This is a genomic window from Rhodanobacter sp. B05 (assembly GCF_002001085.1).
Taxonomy (GTDB): domain Bacteria; phylum Pseudomonadota; class Gammaproteobacteria; order Xanthomonadales; family Rhodanobacteraceae; genus Rhodanobacter.
The window spans coordinates 440402-456107 of record NZ_MUNU01000019.1; the positions used below are offsets into that span (position 1 = coordinate 440402).

Genomic DNA, 15706 nt, shown 5'->3' on the forward strand with positions numbered 1-15706 from the left:
GTAGCGCATCGACCGCACCTGATCGCCACGGTCAAAGCTCGATGCGCAGCTGCTCCTTCGCGCGCACGGCCTTCGCGATCGCGGCCTCCAGCGTGTCCGCGCGCGCCAGCGTCACCGCCATGCGCCGGCGTCCGCTGACCGTGGGTTTGCCGAACAGGCGCAGTTGCGTATCCGGCTCGGCCAGCGCCTCGGCCACACCGTGATAACGCGGCGCGCTGCCGTCGCCTGCAACCAGCACCGCGCACGAGGCCGACGGACCGTACTGGTGGATCACCGGAATCGGCAGGCCGAGGATCGCGCGCGCATGCAGGGCGAATTCGGAGAACTCCTGCGAGATCAGGGTGACCAGGCCGGTATCGTGCGGACGCGGACTGACCTCGGAGAAAATCACCGCGTCGCCGCGCACGAAGAACTCCACGCCGAACACGCCCCAGCCACCGAGCGCCGCGGTGACGGCGGCAGCCTGCCGTTGCGCCTCGGCCAGCGCGGACTCGCTCATCGGCTGCGGCTGCCACGATTCGCGATAGTCGCCGTCTTCCTGGCGATGACCGATCGGCGCGCAGAAACTCACGCCGCCGACATGCCGCACGGTAAGCATGGTGATCTCGTAGTCGAACACCACGAAACCCTCGACGATCACCCGCCCCTTGCCGGCACGGCCACCGGACTGCGCGTAATCCCACGCGTGCTGCAACTCGTCGGCGCTGCGCACCACGCTCTGGCCCTTGCCGGACGAACTCATCACCGGCTTGATCACGAACGGATAGCCGATCGCGGCGACCGCCCCGCGGTATTGCGTCTCGTCGTCGCAGAAGCGATACGGCGAGGTCGGCAGCTTCAATTCCTCGGCCGCCAGTTTGCGGATGCCTTCGCGATCCATCGTCAGCCACGCCGCGCGGGCGGTCGGGATCACCCGCTGCCCTTCCTTCTCCAGTGCGATCAGGGTCGGCGTGTGGATCGCCTCGATTTCCGGCACTACCAGATCGGGTTTCTCCAGTTCGATCACCGCACGCAAGGCCGCCCCATCGAGCATGTCGATGACGTGGCTGCGATGGGCCACCTGCATCGCCGGCGCGTTGGCGTACCGGTCCACCGCGATCACCTCGACCGCGTAGCGCTGCAGCTCGATCGCCACCTCCTTGCCCAGCTCGCCCGCGCCCAGCAGCAGCACGCGCAGCGCGTGATCGGAATACGGGGTGCCGAAAGATTTCATCGGGAGACTCCTGGCGCAAACCGGCATTGTAAGGGCCGCCAATTGCGCCGGCCCGCCGCTGGCGACGTTGCAGCGAAAGCCACTTGTAATTAGATATCATTTTGATATCTAATTCCCCGCACCTACGGGAGGATCATTCCATGAACGAACACAAGGGCTTTTCGCTGGCTGGCATTCCCTTCGTCTGCGTCTGCATCGTGCTTTTTGCGATTGCCACCTTCCTGGTGCTGGTATCCGCGCCGGCGCAGGAGATCATCGGCATTGGCGTCGGCCTTGCGCTGGAAGTAATCACCGCTTTCATGCTGAAGGGCTTCTTCCAGGTCGCCCCGAACGAGGGTCAGGTGCTGCAGCTGTTCGGCAAGTATGCCGGCACCGTTCGCCTGGCCGGGCTGCGCTGGACCAATCCGTTCTATTCCAAGCAACGCATCTCGCTGCGTGTGCGCAATTTCGAGAGCGGCAAGCTGAAGGTCAACGACAACGACGGCAACCCGATCGAGATCGGCGCCGTGGTGGTGTGGCAGGTGCTGGATACGGCCGAGGCGGTGTTCTGCGTGGACGACTACGAGAACTACGTGCACATCCAGAGCGAGTCGGCGCTGCGGCAGATGGCGCAGAGCTACCCGTACGACTCGCACGACGACGGCCAACCCTCGCTGCGCAGTCACGGCGACGTGATCAATTCGCACCTGCGCGACGAGATCCAGGCCCGCCTCGGCAAGGCTGGCGTGCAGGTGGTCGAGGCGCGCATCAGCCACCTCGCCTACGCCCAGGAAATCGCCCAGGCGATGCTGCAGCGACAACAGGCCGGCGCGATCATCGCCGCGCGCACCAGGATCGTCGAAGGCGCGGTGAGCATGGTCGAGATGGCGCTGGACCAGCTCAGCCAGCGCGGCGTGGTGAACCTGGACGAAGAGCGCAAGGCGGCGATGGTCAGCAATCTGCTGGTCGTGCTGTGCGGCGAACGCGGCACCCAACCGGTACTGAATACCGGCACGCTGTACTGACGCATCGCGATGGCCGTCGAGAAAAAAGCCTACCCGCTGCGCATCAGCGCCGCCGTGCTGGACGCGATGCAGCGCTGGTCCGACGACGAGTTGCGCAGCGTCAACGCGCAGATCGAATACGTGCTGCGCGAGGCACTGCGCAAGGCCGGCCGGCTGAAAACCGGCCCGGACAAGACCACACCTGACAACGACACGCACTGACCTGCAACCCGGAGCAGTCGACACATGGCAACGACATGGGAATACAAAGTGGTGACGGTGAAGCGGCAAGGTACCTTCAAGCTTACCGATACACCTGACGACAGCGACCTCATCACCCTGCTCAACCGCGAAGGCAACCAAGGCTGGGAGCTGGTCAACGCGCTGGGCTACGGCCCGATCTATCCGGTGACGCTGTACCTCAAGCGACCGCGCTGAACCACCAACTCCGGAGAAAACCGCGATGCTGAAACTTGCCGTTTCCCTTTGCATCCTCATAGTCGCGGGTACTGCTCCGGCTCACGCCGTCGACACGCCGTGCCAGGCCACATCCGTGAGGATGCTCGATCATCTCGACCACGGCGACTACACCGGCGCCACCGCCGATTTCAACGAGCGCATGAAGGCTGCGATGAGCGCCGACCAGTTGGCCAGTCTCGCCTGACCGCGATCAGCGACTGTCTGCCGCCGCGATCTCCAACTGCGGCAAGCTGAGTTCCTCCAGGGTGCCATTCTGGCGAACCACGAACATATGACCGCCCCGCTGCACCAGCGCGTCGCGATCCTGCAGGCCGCCGTTGACCCTGAGCCGCTGCAATGGCCGTCCGTCGGCGGCGTCGTAGACCACGACTTCATCGGCCTCGCCATCGGCAACCACCAGCCAGTCGCGGCCATCTTCACGCCAATGCGCCAGCGCGTTGAACGCCGGCCCCGTTCCGGTGCCGACGCGCGACGAACCGTCCGGCCCGAACTGGCACAAAATGATGGCGACCAGAGCCAGCAAGGGAAGCCAGCCGTGCCTGAGGACAATCGCTGTGATCTTCATGCCTGCATGCTGGAACCGCCGCATGACGGGCGCATGACGCGATCGCAACGATCAGGTGACGCGGGGTCACTCCGCGCGCGAGCGCAATGACAGCCCCAGCGCGATCCAGCCAGTGACGAACGCCAGTCCGCCAAGCGGGGTGATGATGCCGGTCCAGCGTGGTGCACCCAGGGCCAGCGCATACAGGCTGCCGCTGAACAGCACGATGCCGAGCGCAAATGCCACGAGCGCGACGCGACGACTGCGACCACGCCCCAGTCCCGCCGCCAGCGCCAGCGCCAGCGCATGCCAGACGTGATAGTCCACCGCCGTATGCCACAGCTCGTGCTGATGCGCGTCGAGTACGCCACGCAGCGCATGCGCGCCGAATGCGCCGAGCAGGACTGCGCTGGCGCCGGCGACGCCAACCAGCAGCGCGACTTGGGTACTGACAGGTTGTCGCAGCATGGACGGGTTTCCCGGGTTTCGAGTCACAGACCGCAAGCGCTGGCGTATGCTTCGAGGGATGAACCTTCCGGATTCTCGCATGAAGTCGCCCTGGCGCCGCCCCCTTGCGTTGCTCCTGCTGCTTGCCATCGGCCTGTTGCTCGCCGGCTGCCACCACGCGGCGCCGCTGCCGTTCCGGCTGACCAACCTGACCGGCCACATGCCGCAACTGGAGTTCACGCTCACCAATGACGAAGGCAAGACGGTTTCTGCCACGGACTATCGCGGCAAGGTGGTTCTGCTGTATTTCGGTTATACCCATTGCCCGGATGTGTGCCCGCTGACCATGGCGCACCTGCATGTGGTGATGCAGCGCCTGGGCAAGCTCGCCGATGGCGCACGCATCCTGTTCGTCAGCGTCGATCCCGCCCGCGATACGCCGGCGGTGCTGCATGCCTACGTCAACGCGTTCGATGCGCACGCGACCGGCCTGACCGGCCAGCCACGTGCCATCGAGGCCCTGGTGAAGCGCTATCGCTCGGCCTTCACGCGCGAGCCCGCCAGCAAGGATGGCGGCTACGAGGTCAGCCACAGCTCGGCGATCTACGTGTTCGACCGCGACGGCAACCCGCGCGTGTTGTACACACCCTCCAGCAAACAGGACGATCTGGTGCACGACCTGCACCTGCTGCTCGACAGCGGAGACCCTTCATGAAACACGCCCCCCTGCTCGCCCTGCTTGCCGGCCTGTCGCTCGCCGCTGGCGTGCACGCAAGCGCCGCCGACCACGTGCATGCCACGCATGCCTGGATTCGCGTGCTGCCAGGCGCGTTGCCCGCCGGCGCCTATGTCACCCTGGAAAATGATGGCGACCAGCCGGTGGCGCTGACCGGCGCCAGCAGCAGGGCATACGCGCAAGTGATGCTGCACCACAGCTCGACCGACGGTGGCGTCAGCCGCATGACGATGGTGGACTCGCTGCCAATACCGGCACACGGCGAGGCGCGGCTGGCCCCGGCCGGCTACCACCTGATGCTGATGCAGCCGGCCGCGACGGTGAAACCCGGCAGCACGGTGCGCCTGTTGCTGAAGTTCAGCGACGGCAGCACCTTGTCCACCGATTTCATCGCCCGCCCAGCCAATGCGCTGGACGACGGCAGCGGGCACGCCGACCACCCGTCGTCCTGACACGAAGACGCAAGCGCCTCAGTCGGGCATGCCACCGGCAATCGCCGCCGGCGTCCGCACCGGCAACCGTCGACGCGGCAGGCGCCCGTTGCGCGACAGCCGCAGCCAGAGACGCAAGGCCAGCAGGCCACCGATTGACTCGATCATCGCCGCAGGCACCCAGGTGATCAGGCCGCCGATCATCTGTCCGGTCAGCACGTTGAAGGTGAAGGCACGACCGCAGATCTCGAAGATCGGGTAGAGATCGGTGCGCGAGAACGTGACGATGGCGCCGGCCAGGATCTGCGGCGACATGGTGATCGCCGGCGACAGCACGCGCATGCCCGCCACCATTCGCCCCGGCGGGTGCGGCCGGTGGTCGAGTACCAGCGACCAGTAGGCGAAGCCGCTGATCAGCATCGTCCAGTTCATGAAGCGGTAGACGCGCCAGTCCAGCATCGCCAGCGTCTGCAGATCCGGGATCAGCCAGATCAGCACGAACACGATGAACAGCACGGTGGCGACCGTCGGATTCATCAGCACGCCCAGCACTGCCCGCCACGGCCATGACCGCTGCAGCGGTCGCAACAGGTGCACCCGCCACCTCAGCGGCAGGCCGGCGCGCAACACGCTCACCGGATACGCGGTGACGATCAGCAACGGCGCCAGATGATGCAGCAGCAACTGCTGCAGGCGATGCATGAAGAACTCATGCTCGGCGTAGTAATCGAGGTAGGTGTGCAACGACAGGTAGATGATCGCCATGCCGACCCAGAACGCCAGCTGGCGAGCGAAGCCCACGCGCAGCCGCCGGCTGCCGCGCCAGTACAGCACGCAGGCCAGCAGGAACGTGGCCAGGAAGACCCACGAAAACTCCCACGGCACCGCCCATTTCAACAGGGTTGCGATCACGATCAGGCTACTTCTTCTTCCATCCGCACCGGCGACGGCCGGGCAGCACCGCCCAGCATAATGCGGCGGGTCCGCGGCGTCTGCCCGGTTGGCACGGACTGCTTGCGGCAGATTGCCGCCGGTATTCCGCCCGGCTCAACGCCGACGCCGGCTGTATCGCGTGCGGCGCCAGCCGTAAAGCAGGCCGATCAGCACCACCAGCGCCGGCACCAGCACGATGTTGATCACCTTCACGCGCAGGCCGAGCGCATCGATCTCGGCATTGAGCTGGTGTTGCACGTCGCGCAGTTCCTTGTTGATCGCCAGCTGGCGTTGGCGGAACTGCTCGATCTCGCTGCGTTGCTCGGTGGTGATCGTGCTGGGATGGGTACCCTTGGCGGGCTGCAACTCATCCAGCCGGCGCCGCGTGTCCGCAAGCTCCTGCTCGAGTTCCTGCTCCTTCTGCAGGAATTTCTGGTCCGCCACGTTGCGCAGCGCCTGCACCCGCGTGAACGGTCGCTGCGAGGTGGAGCGGCCGCGGATCGACAGCAGCGCCGAGGAACCACTGAGGTTGTCGACCAGGTTGGTGACGAAATCCCCGTTGTTGGCGAAGATCCGTATCATCGCCTGGCCCAGCATGGTCTGTGGCTCGACCCACAACCGGTCGCTGAGCAGGTCGGTGTCGGCCACCAGCACCACCTCGGCGTTCGGCGCCGAATGGCCGCGAAAACCTGGCTTGCCGGCATCCTCGGGAAACGCGCTGTCGAACGTGCCACGCAATCGCGCGGCCAGCACATAGTTCGCATTGTCCGCCTTGTAGCCCTGCAGCAGCCGGGTTGGATCGTTGCTGGCATCCATCACCCGTTGCGTGGACACCAACTCGGCATCGGCGCTGCTCTGCAGCAGGGGTATCAGCCGCGTGCGCGCCGTGGGCGTGAGGTCGAAGTGGCCGATGGTGGAGACGTTGATCCGCTGCAGGCTGGCTGTCACCGCGTCATTGCGGTTGAGCTCCTGCTCGCCCAGCCCGAGCATCGCCGGATGATTGAGGTTGCTGCCGGACAACTCGATCTGCAGTGAGCGGCTGCGATCGAGCACCACCTGGCGCGGATCGTAGGCCACTCCCCAAGCCGCAAACAGGCGCGGCAGGTTCGAGGCATGCGCGGGCAGCCCGGTGATGTCCGGTGTGAACGGCGAGGTGTCCAGCTCGGCATCCGGATCGACGAAGACCACCAGGTGTCCGCCGTTCATCACGTACTGGTCGATCGCATACTGCGCCGCGGCTGGCAGGTTTTTCGGGTGGATCAGCAGCAGCACCTTCAGCTTGCCATCCACGTGGGTCAGCTGGTCCGGATCGAGCGTCTGCAGCGTGAACAGCTGGCCCAGCTGCTGCATCACCGCCCAGGGTTGTTCGCCAAGCGCGGGGGCGCCCTGCACCGGCAGCGAGCTGATCACGCCGATCGACGGCTTGTCGACCTGGTTCAGTTCGTACAGCAGCTTGGCGATGTCGTATTCGAGGAACGCCTCGCGCGAGGGATTGAAGAATGGAATCGACAAGGCCTTTTCCGGTACGCGATCCTCCTCGCCCGCGCTGTCCTCGCCATGCGGCATCACGCTGCCGGCCAGGCCGAAGAACACCCGCTCGCCATTGCTGCCGCCGTTGGCGGCAATCAGGCCGCTGCCTTCGGCACTGGCCTCGTCGTCCGAGTACGGCACCGGGTCGATGACCTGCAAGCGGATGTGGCCATGCGAACGGGCCACCATCTCCTGCAGCATTTCGCGCACGCGCTGTTCGTAGCTGCGCAACTGCGGCAGGTCGCGGGTGGCGTGCTGCGAGAAATACAGGGTCAACCGCAGCGGTCGATGCAATCTGTCGACGATCTGCAAGGTGCCCGGCGTGAGGGTGTAGAGCTTGTCGGCGGTCAGGTCGATTCGGGTGGCGTGCAGCCAGCGACTGCTGGTCACGATCAGCGGCACGAATACCAGCACCAGCAGAATCAGTCCGGCGTACAGCGCGCCGCGCCGGGTGAGTTGCAGCGGCACGGTGAATATCGCGGGCAGGCGCAGGCGGGGCATCGGTCAGCGCGTCCGCTTCAGGTCGAGCAACAGGACGCCCGCGATCAGCCAGCCCAGCGTGCTGAACAGGAAGTACACCAGGTCGCGCACGTCCAGCACGCCGCGCGAGATCGCCTCGAAATGGCGCAGCATCGACAGGTGCGCCACCGCATTCACCAACCGGCGCGGCAACGCCCCCTGGAAGAAATCCAGCACCTGCGGCTGTCCGACCAGGATCAGCAACACGCATACCAGCGCGGTGAGGATAAACGCCACCACCTGGTTGCGGGTCAGCGCGGAAAGGCAGGCGCCGATCGCAATGAAGGTCCCGGCCATCAGCCAGCTGCCCAGATAGCCGGCCAGGATCACCCCGTTGTCCGGCGAACCGAGGTAGTTGACCGTGATCCAGATCGGGAACGTCAACGCCAGCGCCAGGCCGATGAACAACCACGCCGCCAGGAACTTGCCGAGCATCGCCTGCCACAGCGTCAGCGGCAGGGTCAGCAGCAGTTCCAGGGTGCCGCCCTTGGCCTCCTCGGCCCACATGCGCATGGTGATCGCCGGCACCAGGATCAGGTACAGCCAGGGGTGCATCACGAAGAACGGCTGCAGGTCGGCCTGCCCGCGCTCGTAGAAATCGCCGACGTAGAAGGTGAGGATGCCGGCCAGCACCAGGAAGATCACCAGGAACACGTAGGCCACCGGCGTCACGAAATAGCTGCGCAATTCGCGCCGCAGCACGGCACTCACGGGACTCATGCGGGCACCCCGGCACGGTCTTCGCCACTGGTGGTGATATGGCGAAACACCTCGTCCAGCCGTCCGCGCTCAAGCTGGATCTCGGACACCTCCAGGCCCTGCTCGCGCAGCAGGGTCTCGACCGGCTCCAGGATGCGTGCACCTGGCTTCGGGAACACGGTGATGCGCCCATCCAGTGGATCGACCTCGATCCCCGCCACTTGCGGCAGGCGACCGAGCATCTCCTGCGACATGCCGCTGCCGGGTGCGCTGAACGAGACCGCGCCGTGATAACGCGAGCGCGCCTCCAGTTCGGCCGGCGTGGCGTCGGCCAGCAGTTTGCCGCGCGCGATGATCACCACCCGGTTGCACAGCGCATGCACTTCCTCCAGCAGATGGGTGGAGATCAGGATCGTGCGCTCGCGCGCCATCACGTCGATCAACTGGCGCACCGCATGTTTCTGGTTGGGATCGAGACCGTCGGTGGGTTCGTCCAGCATCAGCACCGGCGGATCGTGCAGGATCGCCTGCGCCAGCCCGACGCGCCGGCGCAATCCCTTGGACAAGGTATCGATGCCCAGTCCAAGCACGTCCTCCAGTTGCAGTTGCTGCACCACCGCGCCGAAGCGCCGATAACCCGCCTCGCCCTTGAGCCCGCGCATGCGCACGATGAACTGCAGAAATTCGCGTACCGTCATTTCGCCGTAACTGGGCGCACCTTCCGGCAGGTAGCCGAGGGCACGCTTGGCCTGCAGCGGTTCGCGCATCACATCATGGCCGCACACCCGCGCGCTGCCCGAGGTCGGCACCAGGAACCCGGCGATCATGCGCATCGCGGTGGATTTGCCCGCGCCGTTGGGGCCGAGCAGGCCAAGCACCTGGCCGGGCTCGACACGGATGCTGAGCGCATCCACGGCGGTCAGGTTGCCATAGCATCGGGTGAGCTGTTCGGTTTCGATCATGTCCGCTGGCAGGTTGTAACGGCACTACCGGCACGCGCGCCGGAAACCGGCGATGGCACCGGATGTCCTCCGGAATGTACCGCAAGCTCCGGGAGTCCGTCGGATCCGGGCCGGCCGGCGCCGCCATCACCAAAACGAAAGGCCCCTCCATCACGGAAGGGCCTTCGTCATACCTCGACCAGCATGGCTTATTCGGCGCTGCCAGCCGACGCGGAAGCTGCGGGAGCTGCGCTGCTGGCCGAGGCCGGCGCGGAGCCGGCGGCGGCCGGCCCATTGGCGGTGCCCGCCGACGCAGGCTGCAGGCCGGCTTCCTGTTCCGGCGTCTGTGCCGGGGCTTCGGTCAGCGGCAGGGATACCTGGTGCTTGGCGTACGAAACGAAACCACCGCTGGCATCTTTCACCGCCGGCGTCACCACCATGTCGTACGGCGGGCTGAGGTTGCTGTCGAACTTGTAACCGTGCGTCTGCGCATAGGCGGTAAGCATTTTCACCGTCTGCGGCACGCCATTGAAGGTGCCGTCCCAGTCGCCCTGCAGCGTGGCACCGCCGAACGCCAGCATCGCGCGCACGTCGCCTTCCACCACCAGCCGGCCGAAACGGTCGCGGCTACCCGCGGCGGGTCCGGTTGCACCCGCGGCGCCGGCTGCGGTGCTGGCTTCGGCTGGCTCCGCGGCAGCAAGGGTCGGCGCAGTCGGCGGGGTCAACTGCTCGGCCTGGCCATTGACGGTGAGCGTGCTGGAATCGATCGGCAGCGCCACCTCGAAATCGAAATCCGGATCGCCGTAGTTGGTGATGAACAGGATCGACGGACCGGTGACATTCACGCCCAGCTTCTTCGCCTCGGCCCGCAGTTCGGTATCGGCCTGGCTCATGGCGTCGTCCAGCGCTTCGGTACCGCCCTTGCTGCGGTCGATGTGACGCGTGACAAACAGCACGGGGCCCGGTTGCGACTGCACGATCTTGGGCAGCAACCCGCTGTAATCCACGTTGGCCACGCCGGCCAGCACGTTCTGCAGGTTGTTCAGGCTGAACTCGATGAACGAATCGGGGTCGCCGTGGATGTACAGGTTGGCGAACCGGTTGACCAGGTTCCAACCGTACTTCACATCGTAGGACCAGGTGACCTGGGTCAGCCGGCCGTGGCCCTGGCGCTCCAGATCGAGGGTGAAATGCTTGTCCAGACCGCGCCAGCTGTTGTCCAGGTTCCAGACAATGGTTGCGTCCTGGGTGTTGTTGTCGATCTTGTCGAAGTCCGGCGTGGCGCTGGCGACGGTCAGGCCACCGTCACCGAGCTTGGCATCGGTGCTGGTCCAGCTGATTTCCGCGCCCGGGCCGAAGGCCTTGCCGGAGAACTTGAACTGCACGTTGGGGTCCAGCGAACGGAGCACCGAGTAATCCGGCAACCGTCGAAAATTGTCGAGGACGTCGTAAACCTGGCGCAAATCCTTGCCCATCACCAACTGGCGTTCCACATGACCGCTGCCGGGCATGACCACCGCTGCCAGGACACCGATCACCGCGACGATGACCAGGGCAACCAGAAATTCAAAGACACGCATCATTCCAGAGTTCTCCGAAGCGTCTTTACGCCATACCTTGGGTGTGTGCTCCCGCCGCCGCATTGGCGCACCCGAAGGGGCAACGGACGGGGTCGGCAAAAAACCGAAGCCATGGATGTTACTTGCTCGCGGGCTGGAACGCTATCTGCGCAAAGCACCCGCCGTGCGGCCCGGGAATGACGGCTTCCACCGCCTGCGTGGCGGGCTCCCCACTCCCCGCGGCCGGGGCCTGGAAAGACCTCAGACGATGCCCAGTTCCAGTGCCTTCAGCACCGCACGCGTGCGGTCGCGCACGCCGAGCTTGGACAGGATGTTGGAAACATGGTTCTTCACCGTGCCCTCGGCCACCTTGAGCGAATTGGCGATCTCCTTGTTGCTGTAACCGCCGGACAGCAGCCGCAGGATCTCGGTCTCGCGCTCGGTGAGCGGATCGGGTTGCTCCAGGCTGGTGAACTGGTTCTGCATCCGCGCCACCCCGGCCATCAACCGCTGGGTGACCATCGGCGCGACCAGCGAGCCGCCGCCGGCCACCGTGCGCACGGCCTCGACCAGTTGCTCCAGCGAGACGTCCTTGAGCAGGTAGCCGCGGGCACCGGCCTTGAGGCCCTGCAACACCAGTTGGTCGTCGTCGAACGTGGTCAGGATGATCGTCGGCGGCAGCTCGTTGCGCGCCGACAGCGCCTGCAGCACCTCCAGCCCGCTCATGTTGGGCATGCGCAGGTCCAGCAGCATCACGTCCGGCTTGATCCGCGGCACCTCCAGCACGGCCTGGGCCCCGTCGGCGCACTCGGCCACCACGCGGATATCCTCAGCCAGGTCCAGCAGCGAACGGACGCCCTGCCGTACCAGATTCTGGTCGTCGACGAGACAAACGGAGATCATCGTGAATCCTCGATCATGGGTGACTCAGGACGTGGCGTGGAAGGCCGCCAAAGTACACCGACCGGGACGTGGCGTTCCGGGCACGGCATTCCAACCCGCCAACATTACGACACATTCAGCGCCGGTGGCTCAAACCGGGACGGCGCGTGCGCCAGCGCCGCCTGTTCCCCCAGCGGCAACCGCACGGTCAACGCAAAGCCGCGGCTGAGCCCGGTCTCCAGCGTCACGCTGCCGCCGAACTCGGCCAGGCGCTCGCGCATGCCCGACAGGCCGTTGCCCTCCTCGACCAGCTCGACGCCACGGCCGTCGTCGCGCGCATGCAGACCCAGCAGACTGGCATCGGCATAGGCGAAATTGAGCCACAGGTTGCGCGCGCCGGCGTGGCGGGCGGCATTGGTGATGATTTCCTGCGCGCAGCGCAGCAGCACCTGGGCGCGCCGCGGATCCTCCACGCTGAAGCGCGGCGGCATCACCACGTGCACGTTCAACCCCGGCACCCCGTCGGTGAGGCTGCGCAGTGCCTGGGTCAGGTCGATCGAATCGTCCTGGCGCAATTCGCTGACCACCTCGCGCACGTCGGCCAGCAGCAGCTTGGCCGTGCTCTGCGCCTTGCGCACATGCGCGCCGGCCGCCTCGTTGGTGAGATGGCTGGCCACTTCAAGGTTGAGGCTCAGCGCCGTGAGGTGATGACCGATCAGGTCGTGCAGGTCGCGGGCGATGCGCATGCGCTCCGCGATCCGGCTGGACTCGGCCAGCAAGGCGCGCGTGGCGCGCAGTTCGGAATTGAGCCGGCGCTGCGCCTCGCGCTGCTCGGCCTGCTGGCTGGCCACCATCGACACGGTGAAGGCAAGTACCGAGATGCCCACGTAGAGAAAGGTCTGGAGTATCGCCAGCTGCAGGCTGTAGTCCGGAAAACTGCTGAACACGATCACCAGGCCAAGGTTCTGCAGCACGATGCACAGCACGCCCAGCCAGGCCGGCAACACCCATGGCAGCACCATGGCGATCACCACCATCAGCATCGCGGACAGTCCGCTGTGGCTGTACCAGCCCACGGCCATGGCCGTGGCCGTCATCACCGCCAGCCCCGTCAATTTCAGCAGGAGATGCCGGCGCGAGCCCAGGTTGCCGGTGATCAGCCAGTACATCAGCCCGAACACCAGATAGCAGAGCGTCCACAACAACAAGGCGAAATTGGGACTGTGCAGCCTGTTCAGCTCGGTCAACCGTTCGGTGGCCCAGTTGGTGACCAGCGGCGTGCCCACCGACAGGTAGGTGAAGAAGCCGGCATAGCGAAGCAGCCGAATATGATTGAGGAAAGGCCAGCGCATGGCCCGCATCATTGGGCGTGCCGGCGTTTCGCGCAATGCGCGAGAAGTCATGGCTGCCGCCGGCCGAGGCCTGTTTACGAAGCTTTTACATGTGCCACGGCTGATGTAAGGGCCACGGTCGCATGGCATAATGCGCCGATCGCGAGATCGACCCGTCGACCTCAGTCCTGAATCCACCATTGCGGAGCAACGAATGGCCCTTGCCATCCGCGACGTGCGCGAGCACGACCTGGATGCCGTGCTGGCGCTCAACAACGCCGCCGGTCGCTCCATCCTCGCCCTCGACGCCAGCCGGCTGCGCTACTTCTTCGAGCAGGCCGACTATTTCCGCGTCGCCGAAATCGACGGCCACCTGGCCGGTTTCCTGATCGCCCTGCGCGAAGGCCACGACTACGACAGCCCGAACTACGGCTGGTTTGCCGGGCACTACCCGCAGTTCGCCTACATCGACCGCATCGTGATCGCGAACGCCTACCGTCGCCACGGCCTGGGCCGCATCTTCTATTGCGATGTGCACAGCTACGCCGAAGTACGCGTGCCCCTGCTCACCTGCGAGGTGTTCCTGGAGCCGCGCGACGACGTGGTGGTGCTGTTCCACGGCACCTACGGTTTCCAGGAGGTCGACCAGCAGAAGATGGGCGCCGACGGCCCGCAGGTCAGCCTGCTGGCCAAGGACCTGCCCAGTTACGGCTACGTGCGCGATACCTGGCTGGCACATGGCGGCCTGCCCGACGTGCCCTGGCTGGCCGAACGTGATCGCCCTTCGCTGCACGACACCAGTCCGCGCCGCGTCGCCGGGGAACGGCAAGCATGAAGGCAGGCTCCACGATCGATACCGAGGCCTGTGACCTGCGCTTCGGCCAGGTCGGCATCGCCTGCGTGCGGGTGCGCCGGGTCGACGCCGCAGCACTGTGCGACGAGCTGGAGCGCCGCGTGCGCGCCGCCCCGCAGATGTTTTTCCGCGCCGCGGTGGTGCTGGATCTCAGCCACCTGCCCGACCTGCCCGACGATGGCGCCGTCGATGCCCTGCTCGAAGCGGTGCGCAGCGCCGGCATGTTGCCGGTGGGGCTTGCCTACGGCACCAGCGCCACCGAAGCGCTGGCCAGGCGCATGGGCCTGCCGCTGATCGCGAAGTTCCGCGCCGCCTACGAGCCGGCCACCGCGGCGGCGAAGACGGCAACGCCGGAACCCGCCGCGCCGACACCACCCGCACCGCAACCCGAACCGATCCTGTCCGCCCCTACCGCCGGCAGCCCGCAGGGCGCCCAGCATCACGCCCGGGCGGTGCGCTCAGGCCAGCAGGTCTACGCGCGCGAGCGCGACCTCATCGTCACCGCTGCGGTGGCCAACGGCGCCGAGGTGATCGCCGACGGCAACATCCACATCTACGGCGGCCTGCGCGGTCGCGCCATGGCCGGCGCGCAGGGCGACGAGAAGGCGCGCATCTTCGTTTCCGATTTCCGCGCCGAGCTGGTGGCGATCGCCGGGCAATACCGCGTGTTCGAGCAGATTCCCGTCGAGCTCGAAGGTCATTCCGTGCAATGCTGGCTGGAAGAAGACAAGCTGATGATCGCCAGGCTGTGATCAATCACCACAAATCACCCACAACAACAACAAGACATGCGGAGATGGGCCCTTGACTGCTGAGATTATCGTTGTCACCTCCGGCAAAGGCGGCGTCGGCAAGACGACGACCAGCGCCTCGCTCGCCACCGGCCTGGCCATGGCCGGCAAGAAAACCGCGGTGATCGACTTCGACGTCGGCCTGCGCAACCTCGACCTGATCATGGGCTGCGAGCGGCGCGTGGTGTACGACTTCGTCAATGTCGTGCACGGCGAAGCCACGCTGAAACAGTCGCTGATCAAGGACAAGCGCCACGACAACCTCTACGTGCTGGCCGCCAGCCAGACCCGCGACAAGGACGCGCTGACCCAGGAAGGCGTGGAGAAGGTACTCGACGGCCTGTCCGAGGACGGCTTCGACTACGTCGTGTGCGACTCGCCGGCCGGCATCGAGAAAGGCGCGCATCTGGCGATGTACTTCGCCGATCACGCCGTCGTGGTGGTCAACCCGGAAGTGTCCTCGGTGCGCGACTCCGACCGCATCCTCGGCCTGCTCGCCAGCAAGACCCGCCGCGCCGAGCGCGGCGAAGGCCCGGTCACCCAGCATCTGCTGCTGACCCGCTACAACCCGGCCCGCGTCGCGATCGGCGAAATGCTCAGCGTCAAGGACGTCGAGGAAATCCTCGGCATCGAAGTGGTCGGCGTGATCCCCGAATCGGAAAACGTGCTGACCGCGTCGAACAACGGCATCCCGGTGATCGTCGACACCACATCCCACGCCGGCCAGGCCTACAGCGACACCGTCGCACGCATTCTTGGCGAGGAGCGCCCGTTGCGCTTCATCGACGTGCCGAAGAAAGGCTTTCTCCAGCGCGTGTTCGGAGGTTGATCACG

General features: G+C 65.9%; 19 protein-coding genes. 9 read left to right on the forward strand and 10 right to left on the reverse strand.

What is annotated here, in order from left to right; all coding sequences use genetic code 11:
• Nucleotides 1–31: 31 nt before the first annotated feature.
• Entirely contained in the window at nt 32–1213 is a 1182-nt protein-coding gene (gene purT, locus B0E47_RS15645; RefSeq protein WP_077515184.1) for a formate-dependent phosphoribosylglycinamide formyltransferase, read from the reverse strand.
• 140 nt (nt 1214–1353) lie between these two features.
• On the opposite strand from purT, the gene B0E47_RS15650 reads away from it, so the two are divergent.
• Genes B0E47_RS15650 through B0E47_RS16940 form a run of 4 tightly spaced genes read left to right on the forward strand, consistent with a single transcriptional unit; the run spans nt 1354 to nt 2860 of the window.
• Nucleotides 1354–2217, forward strand: coding sequence for an SPFH domain-containing protein (locus tag B0E47_RS15650; RefSeq protein ID WP_077515185.1), 864 nt, complete (start codon nt 1354–1356; stop codon nt 2215–2217).
• A 9-nt stretch (nt 2218–2226) separates the two neighbouring features.
• Entirely contained in the window at nt 2227–2418 is a 192-nt protein-coding gene (locus tag B0E47_RS15655; protein WP_077515186.1) for an Arc family DNA binding domain-containing protein, read from the forward strand.
• Nucleotides 2419–2442: 24 nt separating this feature from the next.
• Nucleotides 2443–2634, forward strand: a complete 192-nt coding sequence (locus B0E47_RS15660) for a DUF4177 domain-containing protein (protein WP_077515187.1) — start codon at nt 2443–2445, stop codon at nt 2632–2634.
• A gap of 25 nt (nt 2635–2659) precedes the next feature.
• A complete protein-coding gene (locus B0E47_RS16940; RefSeq protein WP_139351486.1) occupies nt 2660–2860 on the forward strand; it encodes a hypothetical protein in 201 nt (66 codons plus the stop codon).
• 6 nt (nt 2861–2866) lie between these two features.
• On the opposite strand, the gene B0E47_RS15665 is transcribed toward B0E47_RS16940, so the two are convergent.
• Together B0E47_RS15665 and B0E47_RS15670 are read right to left on the reverse strand one after the other, a co-directional pair.
• On the reverse strand, nt 2867–3199 hold the full coding sequence (locus tag B0E47_RS15665; RefSeq protein ID WP_217318941.1) for a hypothetical protein: 333 nt from the start codon (nt 3197–3199) through the stop codon (nt 2867–2869).
• A 108-nt stretch (nt 3200–3307) separates the two neighbouring features.
• Nucleotides 3308–3688 carry a DUF423 domain-containing protein gene (locus B0E47_RS15670; RefSeq protein ID WP_174566995.1) on the reverse strand — a complete coding sequence of 127 codons (381 nt, stop codon included), beginning with the start codon at nt 3686–3688 and terminating at the stop codon, nt 3308–3310.
• 79 nt (nt 3689–3767) lie between these two features.
• On the opposite strand from B0E47_RS15670, the gene B0E47_RS15675 reads away from it, so the two are divergent.
• Together B0E47_RS15675 and B0E47_RS15680 are read left to right on the forward strand one after the other, a co-directional pair.
• Complete coding sequence (locus tag B0E47_RS15675; protein WP_077515189.1) at nt 3768–4382, forward strand: SCO family protein; 615 nt, start codon at nt 3768–3770, stop codon at nt 4380–4382.
• Nucleotides 4379–4855, forward strand: a complete 477-nt coding sequence (locus B0E47_RS15680) for a copper chaperone PCu(A)C (protein ID WP_077515190.1) — start codon at nt 4379–4381, stop codon at nt 4853–4855. The genes B0E47_RS15675 and B0E47_RS15680 overlap by 4 nt, the downstream gene beginning before the upstream one ends.
• Before the next feature lie 18 nt (nt 4856–4873).
• On the opposite strand, the gene B0E47_RS15685 is transcribed toward B0E47_RS15680, so the two are convergent.
• From B0E47_RS15685 to B0E47_RS15715, 7 genes are all read right to left on the reverse strand, one after another.
• Entirely contained in the window at nt 4874–5746 is an 873-nt protein-coding gene (locus B0E47_RS15685) for a cytochrome c oxidase assembly protein (protein ID WP_077515191.1), read from the reverse strand.
• Nucleotides 5747–5881: 135 nt separating this feature from the next.
• Nucleotides 5882–7798: a Gldg family protein gene (locus B0E47_RS15690; RefSeq protein WP_077515192.1), complete on the reverse strand. Its 1917-nt coding sequence runs from the start codon at nt 7796–7798 to the stop codon at nt 5882–5884.
• Nucleotides 7799–7801: 3 nt separating this feature from the next.
• A complete protein-coding gene (locus B0E47_RS15695; RefSeq protein ID WP_077515193.1) occupies nt 7802–8536 on the reverse strand; it encodes an ABC transporter permease subunit in 735 nt (244 codons plus the stop codon).
• Entirely contained in the window at nt 8533–9477 is a 945-nt protein-coding gene (locus B0E47_RS15700; protein WP_077515194.1) for an ABC transporter ATP-binding protein, read from the reverse strand. The genes B0E47_RS15695 and B0E47_RS15700 overlap by 4 nt, the downstream gene beginning before the upstream one ends.
• 188 nt (nt 9478–9665) lie before the next feature.
• Nucleotides 9666–11039, reverse strand: a complete 1374-nt coding sequence (locus B0E47_RS15705; protein WP_077515195.1) for a polyketide cyclase — start codon at nt 11037–11039, stop codon at nt 9666–9668.
• 237 nt (nt 11040–11276) lie between these two features.
• On the reverse strand, nt 11277–11918 hold the full coding sequence (locus tag B0E47_RS15710; RefSeq protein WP_077515196.1) for a response regulator transcription factor: 642 nt from the start codon (nt 11916–11918) through the stop codon (nt 11277–11279).
• Nucleotides 11919–12022: 104 nt separating this feature from the next.
• On the reverse strand, nt 12023–13249 hold the full coding sequence (locus tag B0E47_RS15715; RefSeq protein ID WP_077515406.1) for a histidine kinase: 1227 nt from the start codon (nt 13247–13249) through the stop codon (nt 12023–12025).
• A 193-nt stretch (nt 13250–13442) separates the two neighbouring features.
• Between B0E47_RS15715 and B0E47_RS15720 the strand changes: the two genes are divergently transcribed.
• From B0E47_RS15720 to minD, 3 genes are read left to right on the forward strand one after another with little or no spacing between them, the layout of a single operon-like run.
• Nucleotides 13443–14063 carry a GNAT family N-acetyltransferase gene (locus B0E47_RS15720; RefSeq protein WP_077515197.1) on the forward strand — a complete coding sequence of 207 codons (621 nt, stop codon included), beginning with the start codon at nt 13443–13445 and terminating at the stop codon, nt 14061–14063.
• The gene (gene minC / locus B0E47_RS15725) at nt 14060–14833 is read left to right on the forward strand and encodes a septum site-determining protein MinC (RefSeq protein ID WP_077515198.1); all 774 of its coding nucleotides are present in this window, start codon (nt 14060–14062) and stop codon (nt 14831–14833) included. The genes B0E47_RS15720 and minC overlap by 4 nt, the downstream gene beginning before the upstream one ends.
• Nucleotides 14834–14885: 52 nt before the next feature.
• Nucleotides 14886–15701, forward strand: a complete 816-nt coding sequence (minD, locus tag B0E47_RS15730) for a septum site-determining protein MinD (protein ID WP_077515199.1) — start codon at nt 14886–14888, stop codon at nt 15699–15701.
• Nucleotides 15702–15706 lie beyond the last annotated feature (5 nt).

Bases quoted from the DNA above. Each gene is read 5' to 3' on its own strand.
- purT (WP_077515184.1), bottom strand. From the start codon at position 1,213: ATGAAATCTTTCGGCACCCCGTATTCCGATCACGCGCTGCGCGTGCTG.
- B0E47_RS15650 (WP_077515185.1), top strand. From the start codon at position 1,354: ATGAACGAACACAAGGGCTTTTCGCTGGCTGGCATTCCCTTCGTCTGC.
- B0E47_RS15655 (WP_077515186.1), top strand. From the start codon at position 2,227: ATGGCCGTCGAGAAAAAAGCCTACCCGCTGCGCATCAGCGCCGCCGTG.
- B0E47_RS15660 (WP_077515187.1), top strand. From the start codon at position 2,443: ATGGCAACGACATGGGAATACAAAGTGGTGACGGTGAAGCGGCAAGGT.
- B0E47_RS16940 (WP_139351486.1), top strand. From the start codon at position 2,660: ATGCTGAAACTTGCCGTTTCCCTTTGCATCCTCATAGTCGCGGGTACT.
- B0E47_RS15670 (WP_174566995.1), bottom strand. From the start codon at position 3,688: ATGCTGCGACAACCTGTCAGTACCCAAGTCGCGCTGCTGGTTGGCGTC.
- B0E47_RS15675 (WP_077515189.1), top strand. From the start codon at position 3,768: ATGAAGTCGCCCTGGCGCCGCCCCCTTGCGTTGCTCCTGCTGCTTGCC.
- B0E47_RS15680 (WP_077515190.1), top strand. From the start codon at position 4,379: ATGAAACACGCCCCCCTGCTCGCCCTGCTTGCCGGCCTGTCGCTCGCC.
- B0E47_RS15690 (WP_077515192.1), bottom strand. From the start codon at position 7,798: ATGCCCCGCCTGCGCCTGCCCGCGATATTCACCGTGCCGCTGCAACTC.
- B0E47_RS15695 (WP_077515193.1), bottom strand. From the start codon at position 8,536: ATGAGTCCCGTGAGTGCCGTGCTGCGGCGCGAATTGCGCAGCTATTTC.
- B0E47_RS15700 (WP_077515194.1), bottom strand. From the start codon at position 9,477: ATGATCGAAACCGAACAGCTCACCCGATGCTATGGCAACCTGACCGCC.
- B0E47_RS15705 (WP_077515195.1), bottom strand. From the start codon at position 11,039: ATGATGCGTGTCTTTGAATTTCTGGTTGCCCTGGTCATCGTCGCGGTG.
- B0E47_RS15710 (WP_077515196.1), bottom strand. From the start codon at position 11,918: ATGATCTCCGTTTGTCTCGTCGACGACCAGAATCTGGTACGGCAGGGC.
- B0E47_RS15715 (WP_077515406.1), bottom strand. From the start codon at position 13,249: ATGCGCTGGCCTTTCCTCAATCATATTCGGCTGCTTCGCTATGCCGGC.
- B0E47_RS15720 (WP_077515197.1), top strand. From the start codon at position 13,443: ATGGCCCTTGCCATCCGCGACGTGCGCGAGCACGACCTGGATGCCGTG.
- minC (WP_077515198.1), top strand. From the start codon at position 14,060: ATGAAGGCAGGCTCCACGATCGATACCGAGGCCTGTGACCTGCGCTTC.